Raw genomic sequence first — 21,210 nt, forward strand, 5'->3', positions numbered from 1 at the left:
GCAGCCCGAGCCCGAGCCCGAGCCCGAGCCCGAGCCCGCGCCCAGCGAGGACGGACAGCCCTCGCCGGTCGGGATCGCGACCGACGGCCAGCGCCCGCCCGACTACGCCGATGGCTTTCACTTTGGATCCTACGGTCGCGTGGTCGCGGCTGGTGACGCCCGCGGTCGCCCAGGCCGCGACGCTGACATTGTGGGTCGCGGCTCGCGGTTTGACGAGTCGACCTACGCCGAGCTCGAGCTGCGCCGCGAAGATTACTGGAAGCAGACCGGCGCCTACACGCGGGTGGTCGCCACGGTCGCGTTTCGCCACCCGATCTTTCACTACAACGGTGAATTCGACGCTGCGATCGCGCTGCGCAACCTCTATATCGAAGAGACCGATCTCGGCCTGAAGGGCCTGTCGTTCTGGGCCGGGTCCCGCATGTACCGGGGCGACGACATCTACGTGCTCGACTGGTGGCCGCTCGACAACCTCAACACGATCGGTGGCGGCGCCGGGTACCAATTCAAAGGCGGCACCTTCATCAAGGTCCACGCCGGCGTCAACCAACCCCAGACCCGCTTCTACACCCAGCTGGTCCCGCGCCCGCTGCCCCTCAACCAGCCCGGCGCGGCCGAGGTTGCGATCCTCGATCGCCAGCAGATCGTGACCAGCTACAAAGTTGGCCACGTGTTCGACATTGGCCAGAGCGGCGGCGGCGTCAAGCTGGTTGGCTACGGCGAGACCCACCACGTGCGCGCGGGCCAGCGCGAGCTGCTTGGTGAGTTCCGCGAATTCGAGCAGGTCCCACCGGACAACGGCTATGTCGCTGGCGGCGAGCTCAGCTTGTTCACGGGCAAGCGCAGCACCCACCTCAACATGTGGGTCCGCCACGCGTGGGACCTCGCGGCGTACGGCGAGTTCGCCCGACCGACCCAGCTGGCCCCAGACGGCACGGCCAAGGGCGCGCGCGAGCTGATCGTCGCGCTGGGTGGCAACTATGAGGTCAGCTTCTTTGGCCTGATGATGGGCGCGTACTTTCGCCGCTATCGCAACGCCAGCCCGGACCTGGATCTGCATGATCTCAACGAGGGCATCGTGCTGGTCCGGCCGCAATTTTGGTTCGGCGACGTGGCCGGCACCGCGATCGAGGCCAGCTACCAAGCCCAGCAACGCGCGGTCCTGCCGGGCCTCGAGCAAGACGCCAGCGGGCCGCTGTTCGCCAGCTTGTGGCGCGTGGGCGTGATGCCATTTTGGGCCCCCGCCGGGCGGGGCTCGTACGCGCGGCCACACATTCGCGCGTGGTACATGGTCACGATCCGCGACGACGGCGCCCAGTCGCTCTACGCCCTCGACGACGTGTTCTCGCAGCGCGGCGTCGATCACCTGATCGGCTTCGGCGCCGAGTGGTGGTTTGGCAGCACCTCCTACTTCCGTGACTGACATGCAGCGGCCTCGCCTCCTCCCCCCCCTCTCCCGCGCGTTACTGCTGTGCGCCGCCCTGCTGCCGGTTGGCAGCTGCCTGGACTTCCAAGGCTACGAGCAGACCCCCACGCTCACGACCGAGGTCGAGGACTGGCGCGACGAGGTCATCTATCAGGTCCTCGTCGATCGCTTCGCCAACGGCGACAACGCCAACGACTACCGCGTCCAGCTCGGGGCCCCGGCCCGCTATCACGGCGGCGACTGGCAAGGGCTCGAGGATCAGCTGCCCTACTTGCAAGAGCTCGGGGTCACCACGCTGTGGATCTCGCCGGTCGTCAAGAACGTGGAGACCGACGCCAACGTCGACGGCTATCACGGCTATTGGGCCCAAGACTTCACCGAGCTCAACCCCCACTTTGGTGATCTCGTCGCGCTGCGGCGCTTGGTCGACGTCGCCCACGAGCGCGACATGTTGGTGATCATCGACATCGTCGCCAATCACGTTGGCCAGCTATTTTATTACGACATCAACCTCAACGGCCACGCCGACGAGCAGCTGCAAGGCAACGGCGTCGACTCGCCGGTGATGTACATCAACGAGTACGACCCCGACTTCGACGAGCGCGGGATCCAGTCGTTCACCTCGCTGGGCGAGGCCGGCCCGGCGCCAATCATCTTTGGCAATGATCCGGCGACCAACCACATGCCGCCAAACCCAGCGGTGTTTCGCAACCCGGCGATCTACAACCGCAAGGGCCGAACCTTGAACTTCGACGTGGAGGATCAGCTGCTCCACGGCGACTTCCCCGGCGGGCTCAAGGACGTCGACACCAGCCGCTGCGACGTCAAGCAGGCGTTCGTGGATGTGTACGCGCGGATCATCGAGCAGACCAACGCCGACGGGTTCCGCATCGACACGATCAAGCACGTCGAGCACGAGTTTTGGCGCTACTTCTCGCAGCGCGTGCGCCAGCGCCTGGCCGCGAAGGGCAAGCGCAACTTCTTCATGTTTGGCGAGGCGTTCGACGGCCGCGACGATCTTGTTGGTTCGTTCACGCAGAAGCTCGCGCCCGATCCAAGCGAGCACGACTGCGCGGCCGAGGCGACTGGGGCCCCGGCGCTCACGGGTGATCAGCTCGACAGCGCCTTTTACTTTCCGCAGTACTTCCAGGCGGTGCGCGACGTGTTCCAGCAGGGCCAATCCACCGATCGCATCCAGGCGCTGTGGGAGCAGCGCCCGACCACCTGGGGCACCGAGGCGCCCGAAGGTGGGATCGGCATCGCGCCGTCCGACATCCCCGTCAATTTCCTCGACAACCACGACGTGCCGCGGTTTTTGTACGGCGTGAAAGACCTGTCGCTCGAGGTTCAGCGCAGGCTGCTGCGCAACGCGTTGGTGTTTCTCTACACCGCGCCCGGCGTGCCCTGCCTGTACTACGGGACCGAACAAGAGCTGCGCGGCGGCAATGATCCCGCCAACCGCGAGGATCTGTGGGACACCGGCTACGACCGCAGCGGCGGGACGTTTCGGTGGATCGCGCGCCTGGCCAAGATCCGCAAGGCCTACGCGTCCCTGCGGCGCGGCGACGTGGCCGTGACCTGGGCCAGCGCCCGCGTGGGCGACGAAGAAGACGCCGGGCTGTTCGCGTTTGAGCGCACTGGCGGGACCAACAAGAACAGCTACTCGCTAGTTGTGCTCAACTCGAACCAAGTCCACGCCAGCCACACCGGGTTCGAGGGCGCCGCGATGCCCGTGAGCGCGCCGCCTGGGCTCGTGCTCGAGGACGCGCTGTCGGGCAACAGCTTCACGGTCGCGGGCGACGGCACGATCGACGTCACGGTCGAGGCCATGTCGGCGGTGATCTTGGTGCCCGCGGGCGACATCGTGAACCTGGACTGAGCGCGCTCACTCGGTAGCAGCACCGAAGCCAAAGTAGGCCAAGCCGTCTGTGTCCCGCAGCTGAAGCAGGCGCAGGCGGATCAGCTCGCGCTCGGGCGCAGCGAGCCGAGCCACGACGTGGCGCGCCGATTTACAGCGCAGCCATTCGAGCCCGAGAGGGTCGGCGCCAAGGTTGTCGCGCAGCCGCTGCGCCAGCCGAGCCAGCGGGGCCAGCGGGCGCCGGGCGGCCAGCCATGCATACATGCCGAGCCGAAGCGTCACGCCGAAGTCGCCCGCGCCGCATGTCACTTGGGTCACTCGAATTGTTTGGGTGGGTTGGATCTGCAGCGCCACCGGGTCGAGGCCGACGCCGATCGTCAGTAGGTCCAAGGTCAGGTACGCCAACAGGTGCCGGATACCCGAGCCGACCCCACCACCGGCTGGCGTGGGCGCGCTGTGGGGCAGCGCGACGCTGGCCTGGCTCATGAATTCGAGCACCCACGCCGCCGCCGCGCGCGAGGCTTCGGTCTGGGGCTGCGTCGTGGGGTCTGGGTTGTCGAGCTGGGCGCAGCACCAGGCCCGCACCAACACTTGCCTGATTGGCGCAGCCACGCCCGCGAACGCAGCGCTCGTGTGGGCGTTGGGCAACCCCACGCCCGCGAGCGCGCGGCGATGCCAGGCGAGATCGATGCGGCGCACGAGCTCGCTCGTTTCGCTGGAGCCGGTGCGGGCTCGCTCGATCGCGGCCTCGAGCAGCGCCCCGGGGCTCGCCACCGAAGCCATGGGTGGGTCGAGCGCTGGCGGCGGGGCGCCAGCGTCGTGCGCGGTCGAGTACCCTACCCTGGCCCCGATCCGCGGATAGGTGGTGGGCGGCGGCCCAGGATCGTCGGCGAACCACTCGCGGGTGGCCGCAGCCAAGCGATTTAGCTCGCGCTGCTTGTCCGCCCCGGCCCACGCGAGGCGAGCCAGCGGATCCGCCAATTCATAGAAGCGCTCGCGCCCAAGCTCGAGCTGGACGACCCAACCATCGCCCCGCAAGTGCCGGATCGAACCCGAGGTGGACCCGTGCGAGGTGAAGGTGCGCTCGGCGATCTCGCCGACCGACAGCGGCCGCCAGTGCTCGGCCAGCAGCTCCATGATGTTGCGCTGGGCGGGCGAGAGCCGGTCGAGCTGCGCTCGGAAGTAGGGCGCCTGCTGCTCGCTCAGCTGGACCAGCGCAGCGGCCAGGGCCGTGTCGAACGGGTCGAGCGGGTCGAGCGGGTCGAGCGGATCGAGCCAGTCGGGCTGGTCGTGCCCGTCGTGCCCGTCGTGCCCGTCGTGCCCGTCGTGCTCGACCCGCTGCGGGACCAGCTGCTGGAACACCAACGCCATCGCCCGCGGGCTGCCACCAAGCAGCAAGCGCAAGCCCTTCACCCGCGCGAGCCCCAGCGGCCCCGCCAACGTCTGCGCCAGGCTTGGCTGGTGGTGGGCCGTGGCCAGCACAACGAGCAAGTCGCGGCATTGCTCGGCGGACAGCGGCGCGAGCTGCTGAATGTTGAAGGTGCCGTGAAACGGCGCCTCGTACTTGGTGAACGCTGGCAGCAACACCCGCGCGCCCGCGAGGATCGACCAGCTGCGCTCGGTCTGAAGGATGTTGCGCAGGCGCTGCTGGCCGGCCCGCCCGAGCGCGTTGAACAGATCATCGAGATGTTCGAGCACCACGACCATCGAGCGCCCGGCCAGCCGCGCCCGGATCAACGCGACCGCGCGCCGCTCTTGATCGCCGTCGGTCTGGCGCTGCAACGACTCGAGCGCGGGCGCGACCGGTCCCGCGTCGGGATCATCTGGGAACTCGCGCAGCAACAGCGCCAGCAGCTGAACCAACGAGGTTGGGCGTCGCTGCTCGGGCGGCGCGATCACCAAGGCTCGATCGGCCAGCTGCGCCGACCCACGCAGGCGGTGTTCGAGCACGCCCAGCAAGTGACTCTTGCCCGACCCAGGCGGGCCGATCAGCAGATCAAAGCGCGCCTGGCCGCCCGCGACCGCTCCAACGATCGAGTCTTGCAGGTGACGCAGCAGCGGCCCCCGGGCAACGGTCAGCTGCTCGAGCTGCGCCCCGCCGAGCCGGCGCGGCGAGTAGGGTGACGAGCGCAGCACCGTCACAGGCCACGCTCCGCGATCCAGAACCGACGCACGAACTGAAGCATGAATTCCAGCTGTTCGTGCTGGTTGCGACGCAGGTAGAAGTCGTCCTCGAGGATCCGGATCGTTGCCAACACGCGATCGCGTGGGTGGCCGGGGAGCGCCGCACACACGCCCGCCCGGTCGAGGCTGTCTGGACTCGCGGCCACGGTGTCGAGCACCACGCGAGCGAGCGCCGCCGCCTGGTTGTCGAGCTCGCGCTCGAGCCGATCCAGGTAGTGGTTGAGATCCAGCGGATCGCCGGGCGGGGTCATGAGGGTGGCGAGGCAAGCACGGAGATCCACGCGGCTTGGCACCAGCTGTTGGAGTACGCGATCGACGAGCAGCTGGATCACGAACGGGTGCCCCTCGCTGACCTGCACGAGCTCGTTGATGAACGCAGGCTCGAGCGCCTGGTCAGCGTGACGCAGGAGCGCGCAGATCAGCGCCTCGGCGCCGCCTGCCTGCAGCAGCGGGACCGAGCGCTGCGCGACGTCGTTGAGCGGCCGGTTGCGGTAGCCGTGCTCGCGTCGGAGCCGACGCAGGAGCTCGCCAAACCCGATGGAGCCCGTCAGCACCATGCGCACGCGCGGGTGGCTCTGTCTGATCGCGCGCAGGACATCGAGGAGCAACATCGCGTCGCCAGCCTGGCCCGAGTTGATCAGCTGCGCGATGAACAGCGTGACCTCGTCCCACATCAACACCAGGGTCTGATCGTGCTGCTCGAGCTGCTCTTCGAGATCGTCAAACAGGCGCTCGAGCAGCCGCTTCCAGCCAACCCCGCGCAGCTCGAGCTTGATCTTGTGCAGCTCGACGACGCCGAGCTTGGCCAGGAACTCACGCGCGCGCAGGGCCTTGGTCTTCCAGGTGCTCAGCAGCTGCTCGATGTCTTCGAGCAGGACCTGGGCGAACTCCGACGTGGACTCGAGGCCCTCGAGGTTGCGCCGCACGACGACGAAGCCTTCGGGCGCGAGCAGCTCCATGCGGACCATGATCGAGGTCTTCCCGATCCGCCGCGGGGCCAGCAGCGCGAGGCTCTGGACCTGCAGCGTCCGCCAGTAGTCGGCGATGAGCTGGTCCCGCCCGAGGACGTGATCCGGCCGCAGGGCGCCACCCGGGTTGGGCTGCATCGAGCGGGCTGGAAGTGGATCAACATCCTCCGGGATCGACATGTGTCATTTTTAGCGGATACAATCTGTTGCGTCAAGCTGTTGATCAGGGAAATCGCGCGATTGCCACCAGTCGCGACAAGGCGCCGTCCCGCTCGCGCGGTCGGCACCTTCGACTTCGTGAGCGGCCCAGCCCAGCCCAGCCCAACTAAGCCAAGCTAAGCGTCGGCTTCGCCAGTGACCGCTTCGATCAGATCATCGAAGTCCAGCGGCTTCTCCAAGAAGCGCTGGACCAGCCCGGGATCCAAAAAGTTGGCGAGGTCCATGTACGAGTGCCCCGACACCAACATCCGCTCGGTGTCCGGGTACTTGTCCCGGACTTGGCGCAGCAGCCACGCACCGTTTGGCCCCTTCATGGTGAAGTCGACGATCACGGTGTCGTAGATGATGCCCTCGAGCTTGGCCTTGTCGAGGTGCTCGAGCGCAGCCTCGGCCCCGAGCGCGACCTTGACCGTGGCATGGCCATCGAGCAGTCGCATCATCGCCTTTAGAACATCGATGTCGTCATCGACGACGATGACTCGCTTGCGTCCTTCTTCGTCCACAGTTCCTCTGTCCGCGAGTATATGCGATCGAGCCCCGCGCGGGGCACATAGATGAGGGGGGGCGGACTCGCGCCAAGATCGAAGCTTGGCCCTGTGAAGACCCATCGCTCTGGGCGGCCTCCGGGCTCTGCGCGATCGAGCGTACGCCCGACGAGATCGTCCAGAGAAGCCCAAGGGCGTGGATCGCCCACAGTCGACGAGGACGATCTGGGTGATCGTTTTGGGGATGGACTCGACACCGAGGATATGCCGCTCGTGCCGGCGAGCTTGTGGCAGACTCTGTCAGCCCCCTTCCGCATGGTCAGTGTTCAAGCCAAGCAATTGATCAAGCGCTTCGGCGACACGACGGTGCTGTCCGGTGTCGACCTCGACATCCCCGACGGCGAGTTCGCGGTGCTGGTTGGGCCAAGCGGCTGCGGCAAGTCGACGCTGCTGCGCTTGCTCGCCGGGCTCGAGCGCGTCAGCGAAGGCACGATCCACTTCGGTGAGCGCGACGTCACCACGCTCGAGCCACGCGAGCGCGACATCGCCATGGTGTTCCAGTCCTACGCTCTGTACCCGCACATGAGCGTGCGCAAGAACCTCGAGTTCGGGCTGCGCCTGCGCAAGACCGACGCCGCGACCATGGCCGCGCGCGTCGAGGAGGTCGCGAAGATGCTGGACATCTCGCACCTGCTCGAGCGACTGCCGCGCGCGCTCTCGGGTGGGCAACGCCAGCGGGTGGCCATGGGCCGGGCGATCGTCCGCCGACCCGCGCTGTTCTTGTTCGACGAGCCGCTGTCCAACCTCGACCCGGCCTTGCGCGCGCAAGTTCGCGTCGAGATCCGCAGGCTCCACGACCAGCTCGGGGTCACGAGCGTGTACGTGACCCACGATCAGGTCGAGGCCATGACCCTCGCCGATGTCCTGTATGTGCTCGAGGGCGGCGAGGTTCAGCAGCGTGGGCGGCCGATCGACATCTACCGCGAGCCGGCCAACTGCTTCGTCGCCAAGTTCTTGGGCAGCCCGGCGATGAACCTGAGCGAGGTCGAGCTGCGCCGCGAGTCGGTTGCGCAGCAGCCCGAACGCCCGTGGTTCGCGGGACAATTTCCGGTGGCCACGCCCGCCGCGTTCGCGCAGCTCGAGCCTGGGCGCCGAGTGTTCGCGGGGGTTCGGCCCCACGATCTCACCCTCGCAACGGATGGCGCCGGAGATCTCGAGTTGCAGGTGGAGGTCGTCGAGACGCTTGGGCCCGAGCTCACCGTGCACGGCAAGCTGCGCGCGGGGACTAGCCCGAACAGCGGGCCGGACCAGGCCTACGTGGCGGTGCTCCCAGCCGAGCATCGGGTCGCGCGCGGGGACACGCTGGCGCTCAAGGTCGAGCACCTGCACCTGTTCGACGCCGTCACCCAGCGGACCTTGCGATGCTGAAGATCCTCCGCGCATGGACGGCGCCCGTGATCGCGCTGCTCGCCGTGGTGTTGCTCAGCACCCTCGCCCACGCCGAGCAGCCGATTCGGCTGTGGCACGCCTACCGCGGCGCCGAGCAGCAGGCCCTCGAGCAGATCGTCGCTGGCTTCGACGGCCGGGTCGAGCTGCTCGCGGTCCCGTATGACGCGTTCGCGTCCAAGCTCGAGTCCACGGTCCCGCTTGGCAAGGGACCGCACGTGTACATCGATGCCCACGAGCGGCTTGGGGACTACGCCGAGCGGGGCATCGTCGCGGGCGTGCCCTTCGAGCTCGAGCCGGGGGCCTACGCAAGCAAGACCGTCGCCGCGGTCACGATCAACGGACAGCTGCTCGCGGTCCCGCTCTCGCAAAAGTGCCTGGCGCTGTACATCAACACGGATCTGGTGGGTACCGCGCCCACCACCCTCGAGGAGATCGCCGCGCTCGCGCCTGCCCTGCCAGCCGGCTCGTTCGCGCTCGCCTACGAAGCGCGCGGCGCCTACGCCCACGCCGCCGTGCTCGCGGCCTTTGGCGGCGCGCTGCTCGACGTCGAGACCAACGACTTTGGCTTTGAAGGCCCGGCCGCCGCGCGCTCGCTGGAGTTCGTGGCTTCGCTGATCTCGACGGGCGTCGTGCCCGAGGACGCCGACGGGGCGCTCGTCACCAACTTGTTCGCGGCTGGCCAAGCGGCGACTGCGATCAGCGGACCCTGGCTCGCGGCCGACCTTGGCGACGCGGTCCCCTATCGCGTCACGCTGCTGCCCACGATCGCCGCTGGCGAGCAAGGGGCGGGCGAGCGAATGCGTCCGTTGTTGACCGTCGAGGCCGTGATGCTCTCGCCCAAGGGCGCGGCGGATCCCGACGCGCTGCGCTTGGTTCAGCACCTGAGCAGCGCAGCTTCGGCGCAGGTCCGGGCCGAGGTCGCGCGCAGCGTGAGCGCCCGCGCGGATCTGCCAACCAGCGAGGATCCAGTGCTCGCCGCCTTCGCTGCCCAAGCCAAGCTGGCCGAGCCCACCCCCTCGACCGCAGCGATGCGCGCGGTGTGGGAGCCAGCCAACCGCGCGATCCGCAAATACCTGCGTGGGGACGTCAGCGCCGACGCGGCCCTGGCCGAAGCGCGCCGTCGCTTCGATGACGTTCGCCGCCCGCCGCCACCGCCCGCGGATCCGGCCCCCCTGTTGATCGCGCTGGGACTGCTCAGCTTGGTTGGCGCGGGCTTGCTGGTCCACCGGGCCCGCACCCGCGACGGCTGGGCGGCCCTCCAGCGCTCGCTGCCTGCGTACCGCTACGTCGCGTTTGGGGTGATCGCGGTCGGGATCCTCGTGATCCTGCCGATCGTGTTTGGGGCCGGCGCCGCGCTGTTCGCTGGCAAGCCGCACGACATGTACTTCGTGGGGCTGGCCAACTTCCGCGAGATCCTGACCGCGCGCGGCGGCCCGCTGCTCTCGACTGGTTCGTTTTATGTGGTCCTGGCCGTGACGGTGCTGTGGACGATCGTCAACGTCGGGTTTCACCTGGGCATTGGGGTGGCGTTGGGCTTGGTGCTGTCGCGCCCGGTCATGCGCCTGCGGGGGCTGTATCGGGTGCTGCTCATCGTCCCGTGGGCGGTGCCGAGCTACGTGACCGCGCTGGCCTGGCGCGGCATGTTTCACCGGCAATTTGGCGCCGTCACGGGCTTGATCCACGCGATCAACGATCTACTCGGCACCAGCATTGAACCAATCGCGTGGTTCGCCCGGTTCTCGACCGCGTTCGCGGCCAACGTCGCGACCAACGTGTGGCTGGGCTTTCCGTTCATGATGGTCGTGACCCTGGGCGCGCTCGCGGCCGTGCCCAAGGACGTGCTCGAGGCCGCCGAGGTCGACGGGGCCTCGCGCTGGCAACGGCTCAGTCGGGTGACCTTGCCGATCATCGCCCCGAGCATGGTCCCGGCCGTCACGCTTGGCGCGATCTGGACCTTCAACATGTTCAACGTGGTGTTCTTGGTCTCGGGCGGCGACCCCGACGGGACCACCGACATCTTGGTGTCCGAGGCCTACCGCTGGGCGTTCACCCGTGAGGCCCAGTATGGCTACGCGGCTGCCTACGCGGTGCTGATCTTCTTGCTGCTGCTGGCGACCAGCCGCGTGACCGACCGGCTGATGAACCGAGGGCGACCGCAATGACCCGCCGCGCGGACCTGCTCGAGTCACTCGCGGCCCACGCCGTCGTCATCCTCGCGGTGTGCTTCTCGCTGTATCCGATCTTGTGGGTCGTGAGCCTGGCGTTCTCCGGCTCGACCAGCCTCGAGCCGCAGGTGCTGCCGATCCCAGTCGAGCCCACGCTCGAGCCCATGCGCGAGGTCGTTGGCGCGACCCGAACCGGGCCCGACGGCGCAGAGATCTGGCTGTTTGGCCGCCAGCTGCTCAACTCGGTGGTGGTGTCGATCGCAACCGCGGTCGTTGGCGTCAGCATTGCAATCCCAACCGCCTACGCGTTCGCGCGCTTCGAGTTTGTCGGCCGCCGCGAGGGCATGCGCTTGCTGCTGGCCACCCAGATGTTCCCCGCCGTGGCCAGCGCGGTGCCGCTGTTCATGATCCTCGAGACCCTCGAGCTGCTCAACACCCGGACGGGCCTGGTCCTGTGCTACGCGAGCACTTCGGTTCCGTTCGCCGTGTTTCAGCTGCGCAGCGCGTTCGAGGCGATCCCGATCGATCTAGAAGAGGCCGCGATGGTCGACGGCGCGACCCGCTTCGAGGCGTTCGTGCGGGTCGTGCTGCCGGTCGCGCGTCCGGCGATCGCGGTGACCTTCTTGTTCGCGTTCATGACCGCGTACAATGAATTCATCCTCGCGGCGACGCTGCTCGACGACGAGCTGGCGTTCACGCTGCCGGTCGTGCTGCAGCGCTTCATTGGGGAGTACGACGCCCGCTGGGATCTGTTCGCGGCTGGGGCGATCGTGGTGTCGCTGCCGGTGATGTTGCTGTTCTACCAGGTCCAGCGGCACATGGTCGCCGGGCTGGGCGCGGGCGGGGTCAAGGGTTAACCCGGTGCTGTTCCACTCCACGACCTTCGCGGCCTTCTTCGCCCTCGTGTGGGTCCTGTACTGGGCGCTGCACCGGCACACTCGACCCAAGCTGATCCTGCTCACGCTCGCGAGCTGGGCGTTCTACTCTGCGTGGGACTGGCGATTCACCGGGCTGTTGTTGCTATCGACTGGCGTTGACTATGTGTGTGGCCGCCAGCTGGCCCGCCCGAACAGCCGCCGCGGCCGCTGGCTGGGGCTGAGCCTGGCGGTCAACCTGGGGATCCTCGCCACATTCAAATACTTGGACTTCTTCGCGGCGTCCATGGCCACGGCGCTTACCAGCCTTGGCCTGCAGGCGGACTGGGCGTCCCTGCACATCATCTTGCCCGTGGGGATCAGCTTCTACACGTTTCAGACCCTTGGCTACACGATCGACGTCTACCGCGGTCGCGCGCAGCCGTCCGACGATCCCTGGCAGTTCGCGGCCTACGTCGCGTTCTTTCCTCAGCTGGTCGCCGGCCCGATCGAGCGCGCGTCTTCGCTGTTGCCGCAGCTTGCCGCGAGACCGCGCCTGACCGCCGCCGACCAGCTCGAGGGGGCGCGGCGGTTCGTGATCGGGCTGTGGAAGAAGATGATCCTGGCCGACAACCTCGCGGTGTACGTCGACTGGGTGTTCGTGATCCCGGCCGACCAGGTCGCGCCGCACCAAGTGTGCCTGGGCGTGCTCGCGTTCGCCGGTCAGATCTGGGCCGACTTCTCTGGCTACACGGACATGGCGCTGGGCATCGCGCGAATGCTGGGCATTCGGCTGGCCGAGAATTTTGACGCGCCCTACTTTGCTCGGGGCCCGCGCGACTTCTGGCGGCGCTGGCACATCAGCCTGTCGACCTGGCTGCGCGACTATCTGTACATTCCGCTGGGCGGCAACCGGCGTGGACCGGCGCGCACGCAGATCAACCTGGCCATCACGATGCTGCTTGGCGGGCTGTGGCACGGCGCGGCCTGGACCTTCGTGGCCTGGGGCGCCTTTCATGGTCTGTGGCTGGCGCTCGAGCGCGGGGTGTCGGGCTTGCGCGCGTCGCTGGGGCGCGAGCGCAGCTCCAACTTCGTATGGGTCTCGCTCGGCGTCGCCGCGACCTTCGTGATGGTCTGCCTGGCCTGGCTATTGTTTCGGGCGCCGAGCCTGGGGGTCGCGTGGGGGTTCGTGCGCGTCGCGATCCAAGGCGCGGCCAACCCCGCGAGTTGGCGTGACCCCGCGCTGTTGATCGACGCCGCGTTCGTGCTCCACTTCTTGGGCCCGATCCTGATCCTCCAAGCGGTTCGCCGGGCGCTGCCGCAACCTGGCACCGAGACGGCCCAGGCCCACGCGCGGACCCGCAGCTACGTCGGCTGGATGATCGCCGTGTACGCCCTGATCGCCCTGTTCGCCGAGCCCCACGCCCAGCCCGACGCGCCGTTCATCTACTTCCAGTTCTGAACAAAGCCCGATGCCCGCCTCGCCAACACCCAGCGCCGCGCCGCCCAGCGCCGACTCGGACCGGACCCGCTCGCTGCTGGCGGCCGTGGCAACCCTCGCGGCCCTCGCCTGCGCGAGCCTGGTCCCGCTCGAGCCGCTGACCAAGAACCTCGCGGGTGAGCGGGTCGCCTACCGACACGAGACCTACGAGCTCGACCCGCGCTTCGTCGCCGACGCCGGTCCGCGCTCCCGCCACGCCAGCAACGCCCAGGGCCTGCGCGGCGATGTGATCGTGGGTCGGGATCTCGAGCTGCTAACGCTTGGGGGCAGCACGGTCGAGTGCAGCTTGCTCGACGAGCCGGACGCCCTCACGGCACGGATCGCCCAGGCCGCCGCGCCGCAGGTTCAGCACCCACTGCGCGCCGCCGCGCTCGCGCAGGCAGGACTGCCGCTGTCGGAGCTCTTGACCGAGCTCGAGCAGTTCACAGCGGACCGCCGCCGCCCCGATCTGATCGTTGGCATGTTTGGCGCCAACGAGGCCCAGGCCTTCTTCAACCACGCGCCGTGGGTGTCGCAGGCCAAGGGCGCGGCGTGGGATGTGTGGCTCGATCCGGCCTCGCCGTTCGGAACCCAGGGCCGGTCGCAGACCTATCGCGGCTGGTACCAACCGGGCAACCACGGTGGCTTCTTGAGCGCGCCGCGAGCCGCCTACGCGGACCCGCGCGGCTGGGTTGACGAGCTCCACCCCGGTCACGTCCCGCTGCTGCGGGCCGCCCTCGCCGACTATGTCACCAGCTTGGCGGCCCTCGAGCGGCTCACCCATGACCGCGGCGCCAAGCTGGTGCTGGTGACCCAGCCGATCGCGCCGTGGTCGGCTCCGGCTGACGGCCGCGGCTGGGCGCCGTTTGTCTACGCCGAGCAAGGCCAGGGCTTCTTGCCTTCGCCGGATCTGACCGGGAAGCTCGTCGAGGCCTTCAACGCACAGACCCGTGGTTTCGCGGCCGAGCGCGGGCTCGTGCTCGTGGATCTCGCCGTCGAGCTACAAGGCTGCGCGGCCTGTTTCTACGATCAGTGGCACTTCAGCGACACGGGGGCCGCGAGGGCGGGTGCCGCGATCGCGGCGGTCGCAGCAGCAGAGCTCCCCAACAAGCCCTGAACAGCTCGCGCTCAGTGCCACTCGGCCAGCGGCAGCTCGCTCGCGTCGGCACCAAACGGACCGGCCTCGCCCGCGTGCCAGCGCCGCGAAGCCTCCTCGCGGATTCGCCTGAGCAATTGATCAATGCGACCCACATCGGGGTATTGCGGCAACTTGGTCGCCCGCCGTGCGTCCTCGAGTTCGGCGGCCAGCTCCTGGGCCCGCTGAATCACCTTTGCCAGCTCGACCTCTTGCCGCTTGATCGCTAGCAATTCCAGGCGCAGATCCCCGGTCATCTCGAATTGCGCGGTCCCGGTCCGAAGCCAGTTGGTCGCCGTCGCAAGCAGGCGCAGCAGGTTGTAGGCGTTCTTGGGCCGAAGCTCGCGGGGCAGATCAAAGCGATGCTGCTCCGACTGGGCGAACCCGACCAGCGCCGCATAGTCACGATCGCCCAGCAGGCCCTGGTCGAACATCGAGCTGTACAGCTGCTTGATGTAGTCCTTGGCCCGCCGCGTCTTGTCGGCCTCGGTGTGCCCTTCGATCTTGGCCTCGACCGCGAGCTTCGCCGCCGCCTGGTCGAGCGAGAGCGAGGGATCCTGAGCGAGCCACGCCAACAGCAGCCGGCGGTGCTCGGCGAGGCGCAGCCCTTGCTCGAGCCGCGTCAGCTGCGACAGCGCGTAGCGGCCAAAGGTGCCGTAGATCTCTGATGACACGAACGCGTCGCGGATCTCCAGCGTCCACTCGCCCATCGGATCGGTCGCCGTCGCGCCGTTGAGCAGCAGCGTCTCGAGCGTGTTGGGATCGGCGCGAATCGCCTGCCGCAGGGCCTTGCCGACCTCCCACAGGTTCTCGCTGCCATCGGCGCTGACCAGGTCCGTCGGTGGATCGACGAGCGCCGTGGTCCACACAAACGGCAACACGAACACGCCGCGGCGGTCCGTGTCCGAGCCTTGCTCCGCCAGGCCCCACGCGCGCGAGCCCACGACGGTCTCCAAGATCGCGTTGCCGCGCAGGGCTTGCCACGCCGCCTCGCGGCGGACCGCGAACTCGAGCTGCCCGGCCTTGCGCGGCGTCAGCTCCTCGCGGGCGTAGCGGACGTTGCCAACGCCCACGACGTGAACCGTGACGGCCGACCCCTCGATCGCCTTGACCCGCCCGACCGCGCCCTGGGTGACGACGCGCCCCTGGAATTCACGGTCGACCCGCGTCGTGACTTCGGTGCCGTGGGGCAGTGGAACCCGGAGCGGGTCAATGTCTTCGAGGCCTTTGATGCGGATCTTCATGAGTCACCGACGCCTCGCTGTTTCTCACACTTCACGCAGGGTCCGCAAACGCGGACGCCCGTGGCGCCCCTGCGTGCGCTTCGGATACAGTGCCAGTCTCATGTCCCAGCTTCGATCGCTCGCCGTATTGCCCGTGGCCGCTGTCCTGCTCACGCCCTCGCTCGCCAGCGCCGCGACCTTGCAGGTTGGCCCCGACAAGACCTACCAGACGGTCAACGCCGCGATCGCGGCCGCGCAGCCCGGCGACGTCATCGAGATCGACGAAGGCATGTACGTCAACGACATCTCGACGATCAACACCAACGATCTGACGATCCGGGGCATGGGCGCGGGCGCCCACCTCCACGCGACCCAGCTGCTGCCCAACAAGAAGGGCATCTTTGCGATCAACGTTGGCGTGGGCCCGATCACCGTCGAGAACATCGAGTTCTCGGGCGCCGCGATCAGCCCCAACGACGGCGACAACGGGGCCGGAATCCGGGCCCAGGGCACCGAGCTGACCGTGCGCGGCTGTCATTTTCACGACAACCAAAACGGGATCCTCAGCGGCGGCAGCCCCAACGCGTTGATGACGATCGAGCACTCGGAATTTGGCTATAACGGCAACCCGGGCTCGGGCCAAGAGCACAACGTCTACATTAGTGGTGACACGGCGATGCTGGTGTTCGCCTACAACTATTCGCACCACTCGTTCTCGGGCCACACGCTCAAGACCCGGGCCAAAGAGAATCACGTACTCTATAACCGGATCATGGACGAGGGCGACGGCAGTTCGTCCTACATCATCGACGTGCCCCAGGGCGGGCCAACCTACATCATCGGCAACCTGCTGCACCAGGGGCCCAACGCAGAGAACAAGGGCACGGTCATCTCCTACAAGCGCGAGGGCCAGACCAACGACGATCTGCGCCTGTATCTGGCCCACAACACCCTCGTCAACGAGAGCGGCAATCAAAACACCGCGTTCGTTCGGGTTGGCGTGGCCGACATGGTCGTCATGCAGAACAACCTGATGATCGGGCCCGGCAACCCGATCATGTTCGACAACGCGCCGGCCCCCGTGACCGACGAAGGCAACCTGCAGACCGACATGCCGATGCTCGTTGACCTCGCCGGATACAACTATGAGCTGCTCGAGGGGTCGCCCGCGATCGACGTGGGTGTCAGGGTTCTCGCCGAGCTGCTGCCCGAGTCGCACTATGTCCACGTCGCGGGCAACGAAGATCGGCCGGTCGTTGGCGCGCCAGACATCGGCGCCTACGAGTTTGGCGAGGCGCCCGGCGACGGCGACGGCGACGGCGATCCAACCGGAGACGGGGATGGCGACTCGGGCGACGGCGACTCGGGCGATGGCGAGTCGGGCGACGGCGATGGCGATCCAGCTGGCGACGGCGACGGCGACCCGACCGGCGGCGACGAAGCGGGAGACAGCGAGTCGGGCGCAGGTGAGTCCGGGACCGGCGGCGAGGCTGGCGTCGACACCACCGAGGGCTGCAGCTGCAGCGCGCCGGATCGGGGCGCGGACCTGGGCTTTGGGGCGCTCGCGCTGTTGGCCCTGCTCGGGGTGCGCCCGCGCCGACGGGACTGAAGCTCAGTCCCAGCGATCCAGCTTGTAGGTCTGCGCGACGCCGCCCTTGTCCGTCACGCGAAACACGTGGCCCCACGAGGCGCCCTCTTGCAGCGCGATCCCGCTGGCCTGCTCGCCGCCCTTGCCGTGGACAACGGCCGCTTTGGTGTAGGCCTCGAGCGTCTTGCGAATCTCGCGATAGTCGCTCTTCAAGAACTCGGGGAAAAAGCCCGCGCCCGATTCATATTTGAGATCCTTCGCGCCCTCGAGCACGAAGATCACCAAATTCCCATGATGCCTGTGCTTGCCGTCGCCGCCCCACATCGCGGGAGACAGCGTGATCGCGCTGACCTCGTGATGGGTGTTGGGCTTCAAATTCCACCGCGCCGGGGGCGAGCCGTTCACGTACACGTACCAAGTCACGGGGTTGCGCTTGTCCGGGCTGTCCCACTGAATGATCGGCGGCGCCTCGGGGTTCTTCGCGGTCACCAAGCCCAGGTACGCGCACGTGGCCGACGGGACCCGGTATTCGATCCGCGCCGCGTTTGGCACTACCCGCTTGGAGAATTTCTCCCAGGTCATGACCTGCGCAGGGACGTCGAGCTCCATCTCGGTGGGCTTGAGCTTGGCCTTGAGGTGCGAGAACACCCCCTGCTTCTCGTTGCTGCGCGGCGCCGAGCTGGGCACCCACAGCGGCTGCAGATCCGCGAGGGTGGCGAAGCGCCGCTCGAGCGCGCCCGCGCTGCGCAGCTCCGCGACGATCTTTTCGGCCCGCTCGATGTTCTGCTTGCCCGGCGCCGCGGTTGGCCGCTGGTATTGCAATGGGTGCATCTTGGCGTCGAATTTGGCCTTGACCACGTCGAAGGGCAGCTGCTCCGCGAGGTCCTCGAGCAGGGTCCCGATCATCGAGCTGCGCACGTGGCAAAACCCAGGGGGGGCGGTTGCGACGGCCAGCCAGACCACGTTGTCGCGCGCGGCCGCCGAGCCGACCGCCTGCCTGCGCTGGTGCAGGCCGAGCAGCCAATTGGCTACGCTTATGCACTTCTCCGAGCGGTACAGCCCGCCCGTGCTCAGCAGCGCCGCCGCCTTCTTGACCAGCTTCAGCGGAAATTCCTCGAGCCCGGCGCGGAGCAGCCGGTAGTCCTCGCGCCTCTCGGCCGCGATCTCCGAAGCCCTGCGGAGCCGCCCCGTGGGAAACACGAGCTCGCTCGCAGGGGTGACCGCCAGGTGCTTCCAATCACCGGTCGTCGGCTTACCCCAGACAGGTTCGCTCGTCACGAACACCCCCGTGATCGGGGCGCGGGTGGTGTGCTCGGCGAGCGCCCGCACGGCCGCGTCGTAGACCCCGAGCGACTGCGTGGCGCCCCACAACGCCGACGCGACCTTGCCCGCATCGTCGACCGTGACCAGCCCGCCGTAGCGCTCGAAGAAGCTGCGACAGCTGGCGCAGGTGTTTTGCTGCTGGTACGAAGCCGGCAGCGCGTCCAAGAACACGTCGAACAGCTCGGTGGTCGCCGTCGTGAACAGCGGCGGCGGCTTGCCATTCTCGTTGGTGGCCTTGGTGGCCTTGGTCGCCTTGGTCGCCGCCTCGAAGCGCGTGCGCACGGACGCGAGGAACTCGGTGTAGTGACGATCATCGCCGTCACCGCTCGCAGCACCCGACCCCATCAACTGATCCGACATGGTCGACAGTGAACGCCGACGGCCGCCAGCGTGTCAACTCGTCAATCCAGAGTCCCCACCACGCGCGCAATCGTACATACTCGCGCCAGCGATGCCAACGGCACCACCACGACCGCAGCTCGACGCCTCGCGGGTCGCCGCGCTCGCCCACCAGCTGTGGGGCCTGACGCCGACCCGGGGTGGTCCGCACGATCTTGGCAGCTACGACGACAGCAACTATGCGATCACGTCGAGCACCGACGCGGGTGAGCGCGCCCATGTCATCAAGCTCAGCGTCGAACCCCGCGAGATCATCGACCTGCAGTGTGCGGTGCTCGGTCACCTCGCCACGCGCCCGTCGGCGGGGCTGGTTCCGCAGATCATCCCCAGCCGCGATGGCCAGGCTTTCGTGGCGATCCGCGACGACGCCGGCCAGGCCTGCATCATGCGGGTGCTGAGCTTCATTCCCGGCAAGCTGTGGTCGGAGCTGTCTGACCCAACGCCCGCGCTGCGCCGGGCGCTGGGCCAGGCGCTCGCCCAGATCAACCGTGATCTCGAGGACTTCGAGCACCCGGCCATGTACCGCTCGAGCCCGTGGAACCTGACCCAGGCCGAGTGGATCGCCGACGAGCTGGGCGCGATCGAGCCCGGGCCCAAGCGCGCGCTGATCGTCGATGCGCTCGCGCAGTTTCGGGCGCGGGTGATCCCCCGGTTGCCCGAGCTCGGCTGTCAGCTGATCCACGGCGACGCCAACGATCAAAACCTGGTCGTCGCGGACCACGAGCTGCGCGGCATCTTCGACTTCGGCGACGTCGGCGTGGCCCCGACGATCTGCGAGCTGGCGATCGCGGCGGCCTATACAGGGATGGTCACCGATCCCATCCAGGCGATCGCCGAGCTCTGCGTTGGCTACCACGAGCGTCGCCCCCTCAGCTCGATCGAGCTGGACCTGTTGTTCGATCTGGTCCGGGCCCGGCTGGCCGTCAGCGTGACCTGCTCGGCGCTGGTCCGCGCGCGCGAGCCCGACAACGCCCACAGCTTCAGCTCCGAAGCCCAGGCCTGGTCGCTGCTTGGCAAGTTGACCGAGTTCGGCCGCCGGGCGGTGACCAAGTACTGGACCAGCGCGTGCGGGCTGCCAGCGCCGGTCCGGGTCCCGGGCGCCCGCTCGCGGCCGCGGCTGCTGGCCCAGCGTCGGGTTCGGCTTGGCGCCGCGCTGAGCCTGGCCTACGACAGCCCGCTGTACATCCGCCGCGGCGAGGGCACGTGGCTGTTCGACGAGCACGACAACGCCTACCTCGACTGCGTCAACAACATCAGCCACGTCGGCCACTGCCACCCGCGCGTGGTCGCAGAGGCGACCCGACAGATCGCCACGCTCAACACCAACACCCGCTACTTGCACGAGGGCATCCTCCACTATGCCGAGCAGCTGACCGCGACCTTGCCTGGCGAGCTGAGCGTGGTGTTCTTGGTTTGCTCGGGCACCGAGGCCAACGAGCTCGCGCTGCGGATCGCCCGGGCCCACACCGGCGCCAACGAGGTCGTGGTCGTTGACGGGGCCTACCACGGCAACAGCTCGACGATGGTCGACATCAGCCCCTACAAGTTCGACGGCCCCGGCGGTCGCGGCCGCCCCGACTGGGTCCACGTGCTCGACACGCCCGACCCCCTGCATGGCCGCCACGGCGACAACGGGCCGGCCTACGCCCGGGGGATCGCCGCGGCCGCCGACCGGGCGCGGGCGCGCGGCGATGGACTCGCGGCCTTCATCTGCGAGTCGGTGCTCGGCTGCGCGGGTCAGATCGTGCCGGCCCCGGGCTTCTTGGCGGCCGCCTACCAGCAGGCTCGCGCTGCCGGGGCCGTGTGTATCGCCGACGAGATCCAAGTTGGGTTTGGCCGGGTCGGCGACGCGATGTGGGCGTTCCAGTCCGAGGGCGTGGTGCCCGACATCCTGACCCTGGGCAAGCCGATCGCCAACGGCCACCCAGTCGGCGCCGTGGTCACGACGCCCGCGCTCGCGGCCAGCTTTGCGGGCGGCATGGAGTACTTCAACAGCTTCGGGGGCAACCCGGTCTCGTGCGCGATCGCCCTGGCTGTCCTCAACGTCATCCGCGAAGAGGGGCTGATCGACAACGCGCGGGTGACCGGCGCGTGGCTGCGGCGGGCGCTCGAGCGCATCGAGGATCCCGGCGTCGCGCAGGTTCGCGGGCGCGGCCTGTTTCTTGGGATCGAGCTGGTCGACTCCAGCACACGCAAGCGCCCCGACGCCGCGCGGGCCAAGGCGCTCGTCGAGTTCGCCCAGGGCCGCGGCGTGCTGCTGAGCGTCGACGGGCCGGGCCACAACGTGGTCAAGATCAAGCCACCGCTCTGCTTTGGGCCGACCGAGGCCAAGATCCTGGTCGCAACCATCACCGCGGGGATGGCCATGACGGCCACGCCCCCCACACAGACCTGAGACTTCGCCGACTGCAGCCGCTTTGTGCCCGGAGGGACCCTCACGGGTCGTGCGCGCTG

Annotated in this window: 14 protein-coding genes; 9 read left to right on the forward strand and 5 right to left on the reverse strand. The window is 68.2% G+C overall.

Going from position 1 to position 21,210, the window contains the following annotated elements; all coding sequences use genetic code 11:
- Both DB30_RS15025 and DB30_RS15030 read left to right on the forward strand, forming a co-directional pair.
- Window positions 1–1,423 (forward strand): carbohydrate porin (locus tag DB30_RS15025; RefSeq protein WP_146658994.1); only part of this gene is annotated, 1,423 nt, incomplete at its 5' end.
- Window position 1,424: 1 nt separating this feature from the next.
- Window positions 1,425–3,305: an alpha-amylase family glycosyl hydrolase gene (locus DB30_RS15030; RefSeq protein ID WP_240480239.1), complete on the forward strand. Its 1,881-nt coding sequence runs from the start codon at window positions 1,425–1,427 to the stop codon at window positions 3,303–3,305.
- A 6-nt stretch (window positions 3,306–3,311) separates the two neighbouring features.
- Here DB30_RS15030 and DB30_RS15035 read toward each other — a convergent pair whose 3' ends face one another.
- The 3 genes from DB30_RS15035 to DB30_RS15045 all read right to left on the reverse strand — a co-directional run bounded on the left by DB30_RS15035 (window position 3,312) and on the right by DB30_RS15045 (window position 7,158).
- Window positions 3,312–5,420, reverse strand: coding sequence for an AAA family ATPase (locus DB30_RS15035; RefSeq protein ID WP_146658995.1), 2,109 nt, complete (start codon window positions 5,418–5,420; stop codon window positions 3,312–3,314).
- A 2-nt stretch (window positions 5,421–5,422) separates the two neighbouring features.
- Window positions 5,423–6,616, reverse strand: coding sequence for an ATP-binding protein (locus tag DB30_RS15040; protein WP_146658998.1), 1,194 nt, complete (start codon window positions 6,614–6,616; stop codon window positions 5,423–5,425).
- Window positions 6,617–6,771: 155 nt separating this feature from the next.
- Window positions 6,772–7,158: a response regulator gene (locus DB30_RS15045; RefSeq protein ID WP_052549392.1), complete on the reverse strand. Its 387-nt coding sequence runs from the start codon at window positions 7,156–7,158 to the stop codon at window positions 6,772–6,774.
- 297 nt (window positions 7,159–7,455) lie between these two features.
- Here DB30_RS15045 and DB30_RS15050 point away from each other — a divergent pair, with 297 nt between their 5' ends.
- Genes DB30_RS15050 through DB30_RS15070 form a run of 5 tightly spaced genes read left to right on the forward strand, consistent with a single transcriptional unit; the run spans window position 7,456 to window position 14,205 of the window.
- Window positions 7,456–8,568: an ABC transporter ATP-binding protein gene (locus DB30_RS15050; RefSeq protein ID WP_052549510.1), complete on the forward strand. Its 1,113-nt coding sequence runs from the start codon at window positions 7,456–7,458 to the stop codon at window positions 8,566–8,568.
- A complete protein-coding gene (locus DB30_RS15055) occupies window positions 8,562–10,751 on the forward strand; it encodes an extracellular solute-binding protein (RefSeq protein ID WP_146659001.1) in 2,190 nt (729 codons plus the stop codon). The genes DB30_RS15050 and DB30_RS15055 overlap by 7 nt, the downstream gene beginning before the upstream one ends.
- Window positions 10,748–11,611, forward strand: a complete 864-nt coding sequence (locus DB30_RS15060; protein ID WP_052549394.1) for a sugar ABC transporter permease — start codon at window positions 10,748–10,750, stop codon at window positions 11,609–11,611. Before DB30_RS15055 ends, DB30_RS15060 begins: the two co-directional genes overlap by 4 nt.
- 4 nt (window positions 11,612–11,615) lie before the next feature.
- Window positions 11,616–13,070, forward strand: a complete 1,455-nt coding sequence (locus tag DB30_RS15065) for an MBOAT family O-acyltransferase (protein WP_052549395.1) — start codon at window positions 11,616–11,618, stop codon at window positions 13,068–13,070.
- A 10-nt stretch (window positions 13,071–13,080) separates the two neighbouring features.
- Window positions 13,081–14,205 carry a hypothetical protein gene (locus tag DB30_RS15070; RefSeq protein WP_052549397.1) on the forward strand — a complete coding sequence of 375 codons (1,125 nt, stop codon included), beginning with the start codon at window positions 13,081–13,083 and terminating at the stop codon, window positions 14,203–14,205.
- Window positions 14,206–14,216: 11 nt separating this feature from the next.
- Here the strand turns inward: DB30_RS15070 and DB30_RS15075 are convergent, their stop codons facing one another.
- The gene (locus DB30_RS15075) at window positions 14,217–15,467 is read right to left on the reverse strand and encodes a DNA polymerase beta superfamily protein (protein ID WP_052549399.1); all 1,251 of its coding nucleotides are present in this window, start codon (window positions 15,465–15,467) and stop codon (window positions 14,217–14,219) included.
- 100 nt (window positions 15,468–15,567) lie between these two features.
- On the opposite strand from DB30_RS15075, the gene DB30_RS41450 reads away from it, so the two are divergent.
- Window positions 15,568–17,055, forward strand: coding sequence for a choice-of-anchor Q domain-containing protein (locus tag DB30_RS41450; protein ID WP_153258330.1), 1,488 nt, complete (start codon window positions 15,568–15,570; stop codon window positions 17,053–17,055).
- A gap of 3 nt (window positions 17,056–17,058) precedes the next feature.
- Here DB30_RS41450 and DB30_RS15085 read toward each other — a convergent pair whose 3' ends face one another.
- Window positions 17,059–18,717, reverse strand: coding sequence for a hypothetical protein (locus tag DB30_RS15085; RefSeq protein WP_052549403.1), 1,659 nt, complete (start codon window positions 18,715–18,717; stop codon window positions 17,059–17,061).
- A 91-nt stretch (window positions 18,718–18,808) separates the two neighbouring features.
- On the opposite strand from DB30_RS15085, the gene DB30_RS15090 reads away from it, so the two are divergent.
- Entirely contained in the window at window positions 18,809–21,151 is a 2,343-nt protein-coding gene (locus tag DB30_RS15090) for an aminotransferase class III-fold pyridoxal phosphate-dependent enzyme (protein ID WP_052549405.1), read from the forward strand.
- Window positions 21,152–21,210: the final 59 nt, after the last annotated feature.

Origin of the sequence: Enhygromyxa salina (assembly GCF_000737335.2) — a bacterium.
Taxonomy (GTDB): domain Bacteria; phylum Myxococcota_A; class Polyangia; order Nannocystales; family Nannocystaceae; genus Plesiocystis; species Plesiocystis salina_C.